11 protein-coding genes and 1 riboswitch are annotated in these 14,611 nt (G+C 66.8%); of the genes, 7 read left to right on the forward strand and 4 right to left on the reverse strand.

All coding sequences use genetic code 11. The features are described from left to right. Window position 1 precedes the first annotated feature (1 nt). A complete protein-coding gene (gene acs, locus Q0A15_RS06580) occupies window positions 2–2,011 on the reverse strand; it encodes an acetate--CoA ligase (protein ID WP_291278738.1) in 2,010 nt (669 codons plus the stop codon). 153 nt (window positions 2,012–2,164) lie between these two features. Continuing rightward, window positions 2,165–2,288: riboswitch (SAM riboswitch) on the reverse strand. Window positions 2,289–2,878: 590 nt separating this feature from the next. Here acs and Q0A15_RS06585 point away from each other — a divergent pair. From Q0A15_RS06585 to Q0A15_RS06615, 7 genes are all read left to right on the forward strand, one after another. Continuing rightward, window positions 2,879–3,934 (forward strand): ABC transporter permease, encoded by a 1,056-nt coding sequence (locus Q0A15_RS06585; RefSeq protein WP_291278726.1) that lies wholly within the window; start codon window positions 2,879–2,881, stop codon window positions 3,932–3,934. Next, window positions 3,931–4,827, forward strand: coding sequence for an ABC transporter permease (locus Q0A15_RS06590; protein WP_291278727.1), 897 nt, complete (start codon window positions 3,931–3,933; stop codon window positions 4,825–4,827). The genes Q0A15_RS06585 and Q0A15_RS06590 overlap by 4 nt, the downstream gene beginning before the upstream one ends. Next, entirely contained in the window at window positions 4,827–6,458 is a 1,632-nt protein-coding gene (locus tag Q0A15_RS06595; RefSeq protein ID WP_291278728.1) for an ABC transporter ATP-binding protein, read from the forward strand. The genes Q0A15_RS06590 and Q0A15_RS06595 overlap by 1 nt, the downstream gene beginning before the upstream one ends. Before the next feature lie 43 nt (window positions 6,459–6,501). Further along, window positions 6,502–8,193, forward strand: a complete 1,692-nt coding sequence (locus tag Q0A15_RS06600; RefSeq protein ID WP_291278729.1) for an ABC transporter substrate-binding protein — start codon at window positions 6,502–6,504, stop codon at window positions 8,191–8,193. 2 nt (window positions 8,194–8,195) lie between these two features. Further along, window positions 8,196–9,656: an NtaA/DmoA family FMN-dependent monooxygenase gene (locus Q0A15_RS06605; protein ID WP_291278730.1), complete on the forward strand. Its 1,461-nt coding sequence runs from the start codon at window positions 8,196–8,198 to the stop codon at window positions 9,654–9,656. A gap of 127 nt (window positions 9,657–9,783) precedes the next feature. Beyond that, complete coding sequence (locus Q0A15_RS06610; RefSeq protein ID WP_291278731.1) at window positions 9,784–11,049, forward strand: acyl-CoA dehydrogenase family protein; 1,266 nt, start codon at window positions 9,784–9,786, stop codon at window positions 11,047–11,049. Between the two features lie 260 nt (window positions 11,050–11,309). Beyond that, window positions 11,310–11,612: a hypothetical protein gene (locus Q0A15_RS06615; RefSeq protein ID WP_291278732.1), complete on the forward strand. Its 303-nt coding sequence runs from the start codon at window positions 11,310–11,312 to the stop codon at window positions 11,610–11,612. A gap of 246 nt (window positions 11,613–11,858) precedes the next feature. Here Q0A15_RS06615 and Q0A15_RS06620 read toward each other — a convergent pair whose 3' ends face one another. From Q0A15_RS06620 to Q0A15_RS06630, 3 genes are read right to left on the reverse strand one after another with little or no spacing between them, the layout of a single operon-like run. After that, entirely contained in the window at window positions 11,859–12,713 is an 855-nt protein-coding gene (locus tag Q0A15_RS06620) for an ABC transporter permease (protein ID WP_291278733.1), read from the reverse strand. Beyond that, the gene (locus tag Q0A15_RS06625) at window positions 12,710–13,741 is read right to left on the reverse strand and encodes an aliphatic sulfonate ABC transporter substrate-binding protein (protein WP_291278734.1); all 1,032 of its coding nucleotides are present in this window, start codon (window positions 13,739–13,741) and stop codon (window positions 12,710–12,712) included. The genes Q0A15_RS06620 and Q0A15_RS06625 overlap by 4 nt, the downstream gene beginning before the upstream one ends. 46 nt (window positions 13,742–13,787) lie before the next feature. Next, window positions 13,788–14,576 carry an ABC transporter ATP-binding protein gene (locus Q0A15_RS06630; protein WP_291278735.1) on the reverse strand — a complete coding sequence of 263 codons (789 nt, stop codon included), beginning with the start codon at window positions 14,574–14,576 and terminating at the stop codon, window positions 13,788–13,790. Window positions 14,577–14,611: the final 35 nt, after the last annotated feature.

Below are 14,611 nucleotides of genomic sequence, written 5' to 3' on the forward strand. Positions count from 1 at the left end.
CTCAGGCGCGTGAGCCCTCCCGGCAGATGGTGTTGATGCCAGGAATGCAGGGCTCGTTCTGCAGGCTGGTGGTGTCGCCCAGCTTGGTGCCTTCGAAGAGCTGCGTCAGCAGCCGCCGCATGATCTTGCCTGAGCGGGTCTTGGGGACGTCCTCCACGAAGACGATGTCGCGGGGTTTGGCGATGGGGCCGATGTGCTGGCGGATCCCGGCACGCAACTGCGCAGCGTAGGCGTCACGCCGCAGCGTCCACTCCTCCAGGGATTCGTCGAGGGACCCCTCGAGGCCGCCGTGGTACCGGATCAAGGACTTGTCCAGGGGGACCACGAAGGCCACCGCAGCGTGCCCGGTCTTGGCGTCGTAGGACGGGCAGACTCCTGCCTCCACGACGCCCTGGTCCACCACCAGGGCGGATTCGATCTCGATGGTGGAGAGTCGATGTCCGGAGATGTTGATGACGTCGTCCGTGCGGCCCAGGATCCAGACATCGCCGTCCGCATCGAAGCGGGCGCCGTCGCCGGCCAGGAACCAGCCCTGGTCAACGTACTTCTCCCAGTAGGAGGTGTAGAAGCGCTCAGGGTTGCCCCAGACGGTCCGGGCCTGACCCGGACCGATCTTGGTGACCACGATGTTGCCTTGGATATTGGCGGGAACGCGTTCCCCGGCATCGTCCACGATGTCCACGGCCAGCCCGGGGAAGGCCCGCGTGGCGCACCCCGGCTTGAAAGTCGGATCGGTCTGCCGCGGCGAGAGAACGGTGGCGCCGGTCTCCGACTGCCACCAGGTGTCCACCATCGGAATCCCGGACGAGGTGTCCCGACCCACCTGCGTGCGCAGCCAGTTCCAGGCCTCGGGGTTCACGGCCTCGCCCACGGTGCCGCCCAACCGGATGGAGGACAGATCGTAGGAGTCCGGAATCCCATCCGGGAACCAGCCCATCAGCGAACGCACCAGCGTGGGCGCCGTGTAGTAGGAGGTCACGCGGTAGCGCTCGATGATCTCGAAGTGGCGGCCCGGGTGAGGAGCGTTCGGCACGCCCTCGTACAGAACCTGCGTCACGCCATTGGAGAGCGGCCCGTAGATCTCGTACGTGTGCGCGGTGACCCAGGCCAGGTCCGCCGTGCACCAATGCACATCGGCGTCCCGCAGAGCGGGGTCCGGGTTGGAGTAGAGGAACTCGTAGCTCCAGCACGCCTGCGTCAGGTACCCGCCGGTGGTGTGCACCAGGCCCTTGGGCTTACCGGTGGTGCCGGAGGTGTACATGATGAACAGGGGCGTCTCGGCGTCGAACGTCTCCGCGACATGCGTACGGGGCTGGGTGTCCACGACGTCGTGCCACCACACGTCCCGTCCGGGCGTCCAGTCGATCTCGTCGCCGGTGCGCTTGAGCACCAGCACGTGCTCGATCTCGTTGTCCCCCGACACGGCCTGATCCGCGTTGGCCTTGACCGGGACCGAGGTCCCGCGGCGGAACTGGCCGTCCGTGGTGACGAGCAGCTTGGCGCGGGTGTCCTCCACGCGGAACTGCAGCGCCTCCGCGGAGAAGCCGCCGAACACCAGGGAATGCACCGCACCGATGCGTGCGCAGGCCAGCGTGATGACGATGGTCTCCACGAGCACGGGCAGGTAGATGACCACGCGGTCGCCCTTGCCGACGCCCAGGGATTCCAGCGCGTTGGCCGCCTGGCAGATGCGCTCGGTGAGGTCGCGGTAGGTGACGGCCTCGCGATCACCGGGCTCGCCCTCGAAGTAGATGGCGACCTTGTCCCCGTTGCCTGCCGCCACGTGGCGGTCGGCGCAGTTCACCGCGGCGTTGAGCTTGCCGCCCGCATACCAGGTGAACTCCGGACCGCGACGGGTCTCTGCGCTGGGCGCCTTCCACGTGTGGACGGTGTCCCACTCGCGCTCCCAGGTGAGCTTGCGCGCGGCCTGGTCCCAGAACGCCAGGCGCTCCTCCTCGGTCCAGAGCCGTTCCTCGCGCTCGGCCTCGGAACGAGCCACGGTGAGGTTCACGCCGTTCACGAATTCGTGGCCTGCCGAAGGCAGGTCGCCTGTGCCCGACGCCGTGGTCTCGGCTCCAGCGGGACCCGGCACCGATGCGTCGGGCAGGGTGGCGCCTGCGGCGCCGTCGGCGACATGAGAATGGGTGTTGCTCAAGAGAGTGCTCCTCCATCGACTCCTGGCGTGAGCACCGTCCTCGGGTTCCGTGGGGATCGTGTCCCACAAGGATGCGCAAGGCGGTTGCTGCGGCGTCGTCGAGCCAGGTCTCTCAAGCCGCTCTGGATGGTTACCACCTCCATTGAGCACCGGGGGCCGGGTCCGGGCCAAATTGTGTTGCGCTGCTGTTTCGGTGGCTGGGTCACTGCGGGATCGGTCCAAAACGGGAGGTCGGCACCCGCAACCACGAGGACGAACATGCCAACGATCCCAGCGGAGCCACCTTCCCACCACGGAGCCGGTGCACCACCAGCTCCACCGTGGAAACCCGGCTCTCAGGGGCGCAAACGGGGGGCTGGGGTGGCCGACCAACCAACAATGTGGCGGGCGTCATATAGGGAAGTCTTGGGTGTCACGCTTCGTCACAAACGCAGCAATGTGACGCCGGGGACTCCAAACTGGTTGAGTCCGCTTCCGCTTCGGAGGCAGACAAACCATCAAGAGCGACCGAGAGACCTGGCTCGTAGACGTCGCAGCAACCATCGGCCCCGTGACACGGGCAGAGGGTGCTTCCGCCAGGACCGATGGAAGACATCAGTCGCCTCCTCTCGGTCCGTGCAGCGCACAGTGCTGCCACGTGCCCCTGCGGAGGGTCACGAAAACCCTTCCACCGGTATGAACCGGTAGGCCGCACGGCCTGCACACGGTAAGGAGGCGGAACGCATGACCACCCTGAAATACGTCGGGTCACGCCTGATCCAGGCCATCGTGGTGATCTGGCTGGCCTACACCCTGGTGTTCTTCGCCATCCAACTGTTGCCGAGCGACCCGGTCACGATCTTCCTCTCGCAGGACTCCACCCCGGATCCGGCCACCGTGGCCGCCATGCAGAAGCAGTACGGCTACGACCTGCCCGTCCTGGCCCAGTACTTCCACCACCTGGGCGGCCTGTTCACGGGCGACGTCGGCTATTCGTTGGCCTCCGGGCAGCCGGCCGCGCAGCGGATCGGTTCCGTCATCGGCTCCACGCTGCAGCTGGCCTCCGGCGCCTTCGTGCTGGCCGTGGTGTTCGCGCTCGCCGTGAGCATCGCCGCAACCCTGGCCCCCACCGACCGTGGCGGTTTCCTGCGGCGGCTGAAGGCCTTCCTGGTGGGCCTGCCCCCGTTCTTCGCGGCCGTCCCTGTCTTCTGGCTCGGCCTGATTATTCTGCAACTGTTGGCGGTGCAGTTGGGCGTCATGTCCCTGTTCCCTGACGGCTCCGCGTTGGCGCTGCTTGTACCCATGGTGGTGCTTGCACTCCACGTCTCCGCCCCGCTGGCACAGGGGGTGCTGAAGTCGCTTGACACGGTTTACGCCCAGCCCTACATCGAGGCGCTGCGGGCCCGAGGAGTGGGGGAGGGGCGCATCCTCTTCTCCCACGCCCTGAAGAACGCCGCGGCCCCTGCCCTCACGGTCGCCGGTGTCACGGTCGGCACGTTGCTGGCCGGTTCCATCATCACGGAGACCGTGTTCGCCCGCGCCGGTCTGGGGCAGCTGGTGCTGCAGGCGGTCACCAACCAGGACGTCCCGCTGATCCAGGGCCTCGTCCTGCTGACGTCCGTGGTCTTCGTGGTGGTGAACCTCATCGTGGATCTCATCCATCCGCTCCTGGATCCACGGGTGCTCAAGGCCTCCGCCAAACGTCGTGGCGGAGCCGCCGGTGCCAACGGCAAACCCGGCTCGGACGCCACCGCACCGCAGACCGTGGAAACTCTCGAGACCAAGGCGGCAACGGCATGACCTCGACATTGACTCGCCCCACCGCGGAAACACCCAACACCGCGCGGCCGGAAGCTCCCAAGGAACGGGCAACGGCCAAAACCGTGTTGCGGTTCCTGGCCCACAACTGGGGCCCCACACTGAGCGTCGTGGTCCTGGTCCTGGTGCTCGGATGGGCCCTGCTCCCCGGAGTCTTCAGTGGCCAGGATCCGCTGGAGGGAGTCCCGCAGGACAAGCTGCGCTCACCCTCCGGCGCTCACCTCTTCGGCACCGATCACCTGGGTAGGGACGTTTTTGCCCGCACGGTCCACGGAACCGCACGCACCCTCATCACCGCGGGTCTCGCGGTGGGACTCGGCGTGGTGATCGGCACCCTTCTTGGCCTGGTGGCCGGCACCTGCGGGCGCATCGTGGACGCCATCGCCATGCGTCTCGCGGATGTCCTTCTGGCCATCCCCGCCGTGTTGATCGCCCTGGTGATCGTGTCCGCCTACGAACCCGGACCCATCTCCCTCGGTATCGGCGTGGGCCTGGCCTCCATCGCGACCTTCGCGCGGCTGACACGGGCCGAGGTGGCCCGCGTCCGCAACACGGAATATGTCGAGGCAGCACGGCTGGCCGGCGCCAACGGGATCTCCGTGGTCTTCTCCCATATTTTCCCGCACGTGCTCGGCCCCGTCCTTGCCCTGCTGGTCGTGGAGCTCGGCGCAGCCATCCTGGCGATCTCCGGCCTGGGCTTCCTGGGTTTCGGTACTCCGCCGCCCACCCCGGAATGGGGCCTGCTGGTCTCCGAAGGACGCCAGTACCTGGGCCCCGCCTGGTGGATGTCCACCCTGCCCGGCCTCGTCATCGTCGCCACCGTCCTGTCCCTGGCCTCCGCAGGCCGCGCACTCCAGAAGAAGGTGCGGATCTGATGTCCACCATCCTGAACGTCACCGACCTCAAGGTCCACCACGGCCCCGTCCGTGCGCTGGCCGGCGTGAATCTCAGCCTGGAACGCGGCGAAATCCTCGCCGTGGTCGGCGAGTCCGGCTCCGGAAAATCCACCCTGACCCGCGCGTTGCTCGGCCTGACGCCGCCCACGGCGACGGTATCGGGCTCCGTGGTGCTCGACGACGTTGAGGTCACTTCCCGCTCCGCCCGCGCCCTGCGCGGCGAAACCATCTCCCTGGTCCCGCAGGACCCGGGAGCGTCCCTTGATCCGGTGCGCACCATCGGTGCGCAGCTCTTCGAGACCCTCAAACTGCACCGGTCCGCGGAACTGAAGGGGGCAGCGGAAGCTGAGACCAGCCCGTCGGGCATTGCGTCCGAGAAGCCGCAGGCGAGCCTGCGCGAGCGCGCGATTCAGCTGCTGGACAGCGTCGGAATCGACCGCCCGGCCGCGCGGCTGAAACAGTACCCGCACGAGCTGTCAGGCGGACTCAAGCAGCGGGTGCTGATCGCGCTGGCCTTCTCCCGCGAGCCCACCGTGCTGGTAGCGGACGAACCCACGTCCGCTCTGGACGTCACCGTGCAGAAGTTGGTGCTCAGCACCTTCACCGCCCTCGCCAGAAGCCACGGAACCTCGGTGGTCTTCGTGACCCACGACATCGCCGTCGCCACCGACCTGGCCGACCGTGTGGTGGTGCTCAAGGCGGGTCAGATCGTGGAGACGGGGTCCGTGAAGCAGCTGGCCACGGATGCCCAGGCGGAATACACGCGTGCGCTGCTGGGCCAGGCGCTCCCCTCCACCACCGACGCGGATGCCAAGCGGATTACCGAGCGCGAAGACGCGGCGTTGGAGGTACATGACCTCGTGAAGAGTTTCGGTGATCGCACCGTGGTTGATTCGGTGAACCTCACGGTCCCGCGCGGAACCACCTTCGCGCTGGTGGGTGAATCCGGATCGGGCAAGTCCACCACCGCCCGCATGATCCTGGGGCTGGAGACCCCGGACTCGGGTTCCGTGAAGGTCCTTGGCCAGGAGACGGTGGGACTCGGTGGCGCGGCTCGACGGGAGCTGTGGAGCAAGTTGCAGCTGGTCCACCAGAACCCGGACACCTCGCTCGACCCTCGCTGGAGCGTCGCCAAGATCATCGCGGAGCCGCTCCGACACCACTCCAAACTGGCCCGCGCCGACCGCGAGCTGCGCGTCCGGGAGGCGCTGGAGCACGTCCATCTGCCGCAGAGCCTGTTCACCTCGCGTCCGGGGGAACTCTCAGGCGGGCAGCGTCAGCGCGTCGCGATCGCCCGCACTCTGGCCGTCGGGGCCCAGGTACTGGTGTTGGACGAGGCCCTCTCAGCACTGGACGTCGTGACCCAGGAACGAGTGCTCGAACTGCTGGACGAACTCCAGGCGGACCTGGGCCTGACCTACTTGTTCATCTCTCACGACCTGGCCGTGGTGGAGCGCTTCAGTCACCACGTGGGTGTGCTCAGTGGTGGTCGGCTCGTGGAAACCGGGCCCACCACCCAGGTCTTCGCTGCCCCAACCGCGGACGCCACCCGAATGCTGTTGGACGCCCGACCCGGGGAGCGGTTGCGCACCCTGGTCGCCGCGTCCTGACCCCTGACGTATTTCATACTTCCGACCTTTGAAGGAACACACCATGAACAACCATCCTGCTGCCGACCGCCGCTCCGCCTTCGATCCCGGACCGCCCGGTGGCCGCCGCGGAAAGTCCGCACGCACCAAGTTGGGTCTGCGCCTGGCCGCCCTCGCCGGTGCCGCGACCCTGGCCCTGACCGCCTGCGGAGGGGGATCCGACGCGTCCACCGGGGGGACCACGGCCGGAGGTGATCCGGTCAAGGGCGGCAACTTCGTTTTCGCCGAGGTCACGCCCATCAACCAGTGGCAGACCCAGAACGCCCGCTTCTACGAGAAGGCCAACGTCCTCAACTCCGTGCTGGACCGCCTCACCTACTTCGATCCCGAGACCAAGAAGCTGGTGGGCTGGATCGCCTCGGACTTCCAGTCCAACGAGGACCGCACCGAGTACACCTTCACCATCCGCGATGGGGTGACCTTCTCCGACGGTTCGGCTCTCGACTCTGAGGCCGTCAAGGCCAACCTGGACGCCTTCGGCAAGGGGATCGAATCCGCCAAGATCCAGCCCAACGTGGACTTCGCCAACTACGACTCCGCGAGCGTGGACGGGAACAAGGTCACCGTCAAGCTGAAGAAGCCGGATGCCAACTTCCTGCGCGCCACCTCCTCCGTCACCGCCGGCCTCGTCTCTCCGAAGACCCTGAAACTGAACACCGCAGGGCAGTCGGACATCTCCAAGATCGTGGGTTCCGGACCGTTCGTCTACGAGTCCCAGATCCCGGATCAGGAGGTCAAGTTCAAGGCTCGCAAGGAGTACAAGTGGGCGCCAGAGACCGCAGAGAACCAGGGCGCCCCGTACCTTGACTCCTTCACCGTGAAGTACCTGGCGGAGGTCGGCAATCGCGCCGGCGCCGTGCAGACCGGACAGGTGGATCTGGCCCGCGGCCTGCAGCCCGTCGACGAGGAAGCCGTGAAGGGCTCCGGCAACCAGGTGCTGGCCGTCCCCGGCCTGGACCTCACCGCCAACGTCGCGGCCCTGCGCATCGGTTCCGGCAAGCTGGAGGACGTGAAGGTCCGCCAGGCCCTCAACGCCGCGATCGACCGCAAGACCATCAAGGACACCGTCCTCTCCGACTCCTACACCGTGGCCGCCTCCGTGCTGAACCACGACGCCCCCGGCTTTGTGGACCTGTCCAAGGATCTGTCTTACGACCCGGACAAGGCCAACAAGCTTCTCGACGAGGCCGGATGGAAGAAGGGCTCCGACGGCATCCGCGCCAAGGACGGCAAGAAGCTGGAGATCACCGTCTCCACCTCCTCCAACTCCGTGGTCATCAAGCCCGCCTTCGAACTGATCGAGCAGCAGTGGAAGGACGTGGGCGTCAAGCTGGTCAACCGCGCAGCCGACAACACGTTCGTTGTCCAAGCCCAGACCAACGATCAGGTGGAGATCTTCGGAACCCGCCAGTTCGCCTATGGGGGTCTCGGCCCCGTGTTCGGGCCGGCCAACAACACCCAGACGCTGCACAACACGGCCGACCGCGATGAGCTCTTCGCCAAGGAACAGGCCGCCACGGACGACGCCGAACACGAGAAGCTCGTGGCCGACGAGCAGAAGAAGATCGCCGTGGACGACGCCATCGCCCTGCCCCTGTGGGACGAGGTCCAGGTCTACGGTGCCCACTCCGGCGCCCACGTCGAATTCACCACCGGAACCGCGCCCATCCTCCAGGGCGCCTGGAAGGAGAACTGAGCATGACCACCCAACCCGAGGCCGCATCGTCGAGCATTGACGCCCCCGCGCAGCGGGGCCGCAAACGCCTGCTGCTCTCCGCGTTCCTCATGAACACTCCCGGGCACATCCTGGGAGGCGGGTGGCGCCACCCGGACGGGCGTGCGGCACAGTTCAACGACCTCTCCGTCTGGACGGACCTGGCGAAGCGGCTCGAGGCAGCCAAGTTCGACTCGATCTTCCTGGCGGACGTGGTGGGACTCTACGGTGAACACGAGGGCGGCTGGGCCTCCCACGTGCGCCGCGGACTGCAGATCCCCTCCAACGACCCGCTGGTGCTGGCCTCCGCGCTCGCCGCGGTCACGGACAAGATCGGCCTCGCGTTCACGTCCTCCATCATCCAGGCGCACCCGTACCAGCTGGCCAGGCAGCTCTCCACCCTGGACCATCTCTCCGGCGGACGCGCGGCGTGGAACATCGTGACCTCCGTGCTGCCCAACGCGCACCGCAACTTCGGTGCCGTCGGACTGCCCGAGCACGACGACCGCTACGAGTGGGCCGAGGAATACGTGGACGTGGCCTACCGGCTCTGGGAAGGCTCCTGGGACCGCGACGCACTGCAGGCGGACCCCGCAGGCGACTTCGCCGATCCCGCGAAGGTCTCCAAGATCCACTACCAGGGTCAGCGCTACAACGTGGAGGGGCCGCACCTGCCCACGCCGTCCCCGCAGGGCACCCCGTACCTGTTCCAGGCGGGCTCGTCGGACCGTGGGCGTCGCTTCGCCGCGACGCATGCGGAATCCACGTTCCTCTTCGCCCCGAGCCCGCAGTACGTGGCAGACCAGGTCGCCAAGCTGCGGTCTTTGGAGGCGTCCGTGGGCAGGGCACCCGGCTCCGTGAAGGTCTTCGCCGGCCTGCACGTGGTGGTGGGTTCCACCGAGGCGGAGGTGGCCCGCAAGCTCTCCGAATTCGACGAGTACCTGGACCTCGACCATATGATCGCCCACATCGGCGGCGGGATCGGCGTGGACCTGGGCGGTCTGCCTCACGACGCCACCCTGGGTGACCTCGACACCGAGGGTGCCCGCGGAGTGCTCGAGGCGTTGTTTGCCTCCGTCCCGGGCAAGAATCCGACCGTGGGAGACGTGGCCCGCTACCGCGCACGCAACCAGCTCGTCGCGGGGACCCCGTCGCAGGTCGCGGACGAGCTGGAACGCTGGCAGGACGCGGGCATGGATGGGCTGAACCTCATCAACTTCACCCTGCCAGGGACCTACGTGGACTTCATCGAAGGGGCCCTGCCGGAACTGCAAGCCCGCGGTCTGGCCCAGACCTCCTACGGCACGGGTGCGACCTTGCGTGAGCGGGTGTCCGACGGCGCGTCAGGGCCCACCATCGCCACGGACCACCCCGCCGCGCAGTACCGCGGAGCGTTCCACGAGTTCTCCGCAGCGGCCACCGAGAAGTCGCCGCTGCAAGTTTGAGCGCCGCACGCACAACAACATCTTGGGGTTTGAGTTCCTTGAACGCGGCTGCCGGTGAAACGGCAGCGCGCGGCACTCGAACTTCGCCATTCATCACGATTCGACACCAGTCAAGAACCGAGGAGTCATGACCACCACACTCACCGCCACCAGTACCGACCCCGCCTCCTACGAGGCTCTCTCCCTGCGTTTCGCCCCACTGTTCGCCCAGATCGGCGCCGGGGCCCTGAAGCGGGACCTGGATCGTGAACTGCCCTTCGAGGAGGTCGAGGCTCTGGACGCAGCAGGCTTCGGTGCGCTCCTTGTCCCTGCCTCAGCAGGTGGTATCGGCGTGAGCATCGAGACTTTCATCCGTTTGCTGATCGACCTCGCCGAGGCCGACTCCAACGTGGCCCATCTCTACCGCGGCCACGTGGGCTTCGTGACGAGCCTGAAGTACCAGCCTGAGCACATCCAGCAGCGGTGGTACCGCGAGGTGCTCAACGGCAAGACCGTCGGAAACGCGTCCACAGAGCGCGGCGGCAACGCCCTCGGCACCCTGAACACGGTGTTGACCAAGGGCAACAACGGCTGGGAGATCAACGGCACCAAGTACTACTCGACCGGAACCATCTTCTCCGACTACACCCGCGTCTCCGCTTCCCAGGAGGGTGGCGGTCGTCGTTTCGCCGTGGTGAACCTCTCCGCTCCTGGCGTCTCGATCGAGGATGACTGGGACGGGTTCGGCCAGAAGCTCACCGGTACCGGCACCACGGTGCTGAAGGGAGTCCCGGTGGACGAGGACGCCGTTCTCGAGCGAGTCCCGGGCGGCTCCGACGCCATCTTCGAGGCGTCCTTCTTCCAGCTGGTGCTGCTGGCCGTCCTGGCCGGCATCGCCCGTGCGGCCCGTCGGGATGCGGTGTCCACCATCGCCGCTCGAAAGCGCACGTTCAACACCGGATCGGGGTTGCCCTTCCGTGAGGATCCGTTGATCCAGGAGGCCGTCGGCCGCCTCTCCGCCAAGGCCTTCGCGGCCGAGGCCACGGTGCTGCAGGCAGCTCGTGCCCTCGATGTGGCTGACGAGGCGTCTTACGAGTCCGGTGCCTACTCGCCCGAGTTCGACGGCCAACCGCCCTATGAGCTCTCCCTCGGCGAGATCGCCGTGGAACAGGCGCAGGTGATCGTCCCGGAGCTGGCCATGGCCGCTGCACAGCAGCTCTTCGAGACCGTTGGGGCCTCCGCGACCTCCACGTCCAAGGGCCTGGACCGGCACTGGCGCAACGCCCAGACCGTGGCCACACACAACCCGATCTCGTTCCGTGCCCGCGCCATCGGTGACTTCCATATCAACGGCACGCTGCCCGAGGGCCTCAACGCCATCGGCGATGCCACCAAGGGATCCGCAGCCAAGTGACTCGGTGTCCGTGAGAGCTGGGTCCTCCTAGCCGACTCTCGCGGACAAGGCGCTCAACCCATGAGGGATGTGCGCGCTTCCGAGTCATTTCCGCCCCTTCGCTCCGTCCGGACCTGTGCATGCCATGGGTCCGGACGGAGTGAAGGGGCACTTTCGTGTGGGTGCAGGCTGCACCGGGGCATCTCAGCGGATGAAAGGAGGAGATGAATTCATCCTGTAGGTGGATGTTCCTGTCACGATTCCTTGGTTGACTGGTGTGCATGACTTCAACCCGCATCCGTCCCGGTCCGGTCGCCGCCTCACCTCGTGGGACGGCCCTGCGCACGGCTGCGGTGGTCTGCAGCGTGGCCGGACTGGTGCTGATGGGTGTGGCGACGGGCATGACGGCTTACACACAATCCATTTGTCATGAGCTGTATGGCCGCTCCATCCAGGAAATACCCGTAGGTCAGTGGCCGCCGAGCACCTTGATCTACCTCTCAGTGGGCGCGCTGGGGGCGCTGACGACTCTGGTCGGACTGGTCTGCACGGGGCTGGTTCTGATCCGCAGGCGGCGCGGTTAGCTCTGGTTCATGCGCAGTGCCCCTATTTGCGGCCAGAATGGTGATCCGCGGCGCGATCTTTGTTTTGCGACCGTCGTACGACGGCCGCAAAACACGAAAGTTGCCGCAAATGCTCGACATAGAGCGGAACGCCGATAAGCCACCGAAACGTCGGGAAGCCCCCGTCGTAGGACGGGGGCTTCCTGACATTTCGGTTGTAAACCGGAGTATGCGGGGCGAACCGCGAATCGTGGGGTGAAGCGACGATCAGGTCCAGCGGCGTTCGGCCCAGCGTTCCACCAAACCGAGCAGAGCGTCGGTGATCTTACCGAGCACGGCCAGCAGGATGATCGCCAGGATCAGCCGGTCGGTGCGCCCGTTGTTCTGTGAATCCGTCAGAAGGAAGCCCAGTCCCATGGAGGCGCCGAGCAGCTCGGCTGCCACGAGGAACAGCCACGCCTGAGCCAGCGCGAGTCGGAGCCCGGAGAAGATGGAGGGCACCACGGCGGGCAGTTGCACGGTGCGCAGCAGCCGCAGCCCGGTGTATCCGAAGGCCCGGGCGGCCTCAACGAGATTCTTGTCCACGTGTCGCAGCCCGGAGGCCACGGTGGTGAACACGGGGAAGAATGCGCCGATGGCCACGAGGGTGACCTTGGAATTCTCGCCGTAGTGCAGCCAGATCAGCAGCAGCGGCACCCATGCCAGGGACGGCACGGCCCGCAGGGCGCCGATCAGCGGGGAGAACATTTCAGAGAAGACGCGGGAGAGCCCCACCAGGGAGCCGACCACGAGTCCCAGGACACCGCCGATCACGAAGCCGAGCAGCACACGCTGCACCGAGATGCCGATGTGCGTCATGAGCGTGCCGTCGGCAAACAGGCTGGTGCCTGCGGAGAACACCGACTGCGGCGTGGGCAGCTTGGATTGAGCAACCATCCCGGAGTTCGTGACGTAGGCCCAGATGATCAGCAGCACCACGGGGATGACGGCGCCCAGCGCCGCACGGCGCCAGCGGGATGAGCCTGTGCCCGACGACGTGTGCCCACCGCCCGCCGCTCCCGCGCCGACCTCGGCCGTCTCTGCGGCATCGGCGACGGAGTCTGTCTTGCTGCTCATGCTCATTCGCCCTTGATGTTGTCTGCGTCTGCCTTCTCGGCGAAGGTCGGGTCAAGGAGCGAGTCCAGGCCCTTCTTCACGGTGTCGGCATCCGGGACGTCGCCGGAGTCCACGAGGAACTGGCCCACGTTGGAGAGCACCTTGGTCTGGTCCTCACCGGGAACCACGGAGACATCCAGGTTGATGCGCTCGTCGATGACCTTCTTCGCGACGTCGGGGTCGATGGCGGCGTCGCGGGCCACGATGTCGACGACCTTCTCCGGGTTCTTCGAGGCCCACTGGCGGGCGTACTCGTAGGTGTCCAGGACGGTCTGGGCCGTTTCCGGGGAGTCCTTGATGAAGGATTCGGTGGCGGCGAGGGTGTCGTAGGTGTTGTAGTCCACGTTGCGGATGCGCAGTTCGTCGCCGTCGGCCTCGGCTGCACCCATGATCGGGTCCAGCCCCGCCCAGGCGTCCACGGACTTACCGTCCAGCGCCTGCCGACCGTCTGCGTGCTGCAAGTTCTCCACGGTGACGTCTGAGGGTTTCAGATCGGCGCTGCCGAGGGCCTGCAGAAGGAAGAAGTAGGGATCGGTGCCCTTGGTGGCTGCGATCTTCTTGCCCTTGAGATCGGCAGCGGTCTTGATGGAGGAATCGGAACGCGTCACGATCGCGGACCATTCGGGCTGATCAGCGATGCCGATGACCTTGATGGGGGAACCATTGGAGCGGTTGAGCAGGGCAGCAGAGCCCGCGGTGGAACCCACGTCCAGGGCGCCGGCGCGCAGTCCCTCGTTGGCCTTGTTGGAGCCAGCCGACTGCACCCACTCGACCTTGACGCCGTCCTCCTTCAGCTCGTCCTCGAGCCACCCCTGGTCCTTGATGACCATGGACAGGGGGTTGTAGGTGGCCCAGTCGATGGTGAGTGTGTCGCTGCCACCGCCCTTGGCCTCGTCTCCGCCGGAACCCTCGCCGGCGCAGGAGGCCAGGAGGGAGGTGGCTGCGATGAGGGCTACGCCTGTGGCGGCGAGGCGGGTGGCGGAACGGCGGGTCATGATGCTCCTCGTAAAAGATGCGGATGTGTGTGGGATGAATGCGGTGTCAGGCGTGGACGCCGAGTTGGGCCAGGAGGCGGTGGCGTAGGGCCAGGATCTCCGGATCGTCGTCCTGTCGCGGGCGGTCGCCGGGTACCTCGTGGATGCCGGTCACTGATGCGGGTGCGGTGGGGGAATCCCCGTCGCGGCCCAGCATGACGATGCGGTCGGAGAGTCGGAGCGCCTCATCCACGTCGTGGGTGACCAGGAGGACGGTGGACGGGTGCGCGGCGTGGACGTGCAGCAGTAGTTCCTGCATGTTCAAGCGGGTCAGGGCGTCCAGTGCGCCGAAAGGCTCGTCCAGCAGGAGCACTGAGGGGCGGCGCGCCAAGGCTCTGGCCAGCGAGGCGCGCTGGGCCATGCCGCCCGAGATCTCCCGGGGGCGGTTGTTGGCGTGGGAGGTGAGACCGACGAGGCGCAGTAATTCGGTGACTCGAGTGGCGCCGTCGGACTTGGCGGTGCCCCGCGGCAGCCCCAGCTCGACGTTGGCGCGGACCGTGCGCCAGGGGAGGAGCCGTGGTTCCTGGAAGCCGACGCCGCAGCGCGGATCGAGGCCGGAGACGGGCTGCTCGCCGATGGTCACGTTGCCGTTGGTGGGGGAGTCCAGGCCCGCCACCGCGCGCAGCAGGGTGGACTTGCCGCAGCCGGAGGGCCCCAGGATGGACACGATTTCTCCCGCAGGTACGGTGAGGTCCACATCGGTGAGTACCTGGTGGGTTCCGAAGCGCTGGCCCACACCGCTCAGGTGCACGTCGAGCGCTGATTCGGCGACGGGTCGTGAGCTGGTCAGGGTCATGCGAGGAGGTCCTTTTCGCGAAATGAGTGGGGGTC

Origin of the sequence: Galactobacter sp., from assembly GCF_022712295.1 — a bacterium.
Classification (GTDB): domain Bacteria; phylum Actinomycetota; class Actinomycetes; order Actinomycetales; family Micrococcaceae; genus Galactobacter.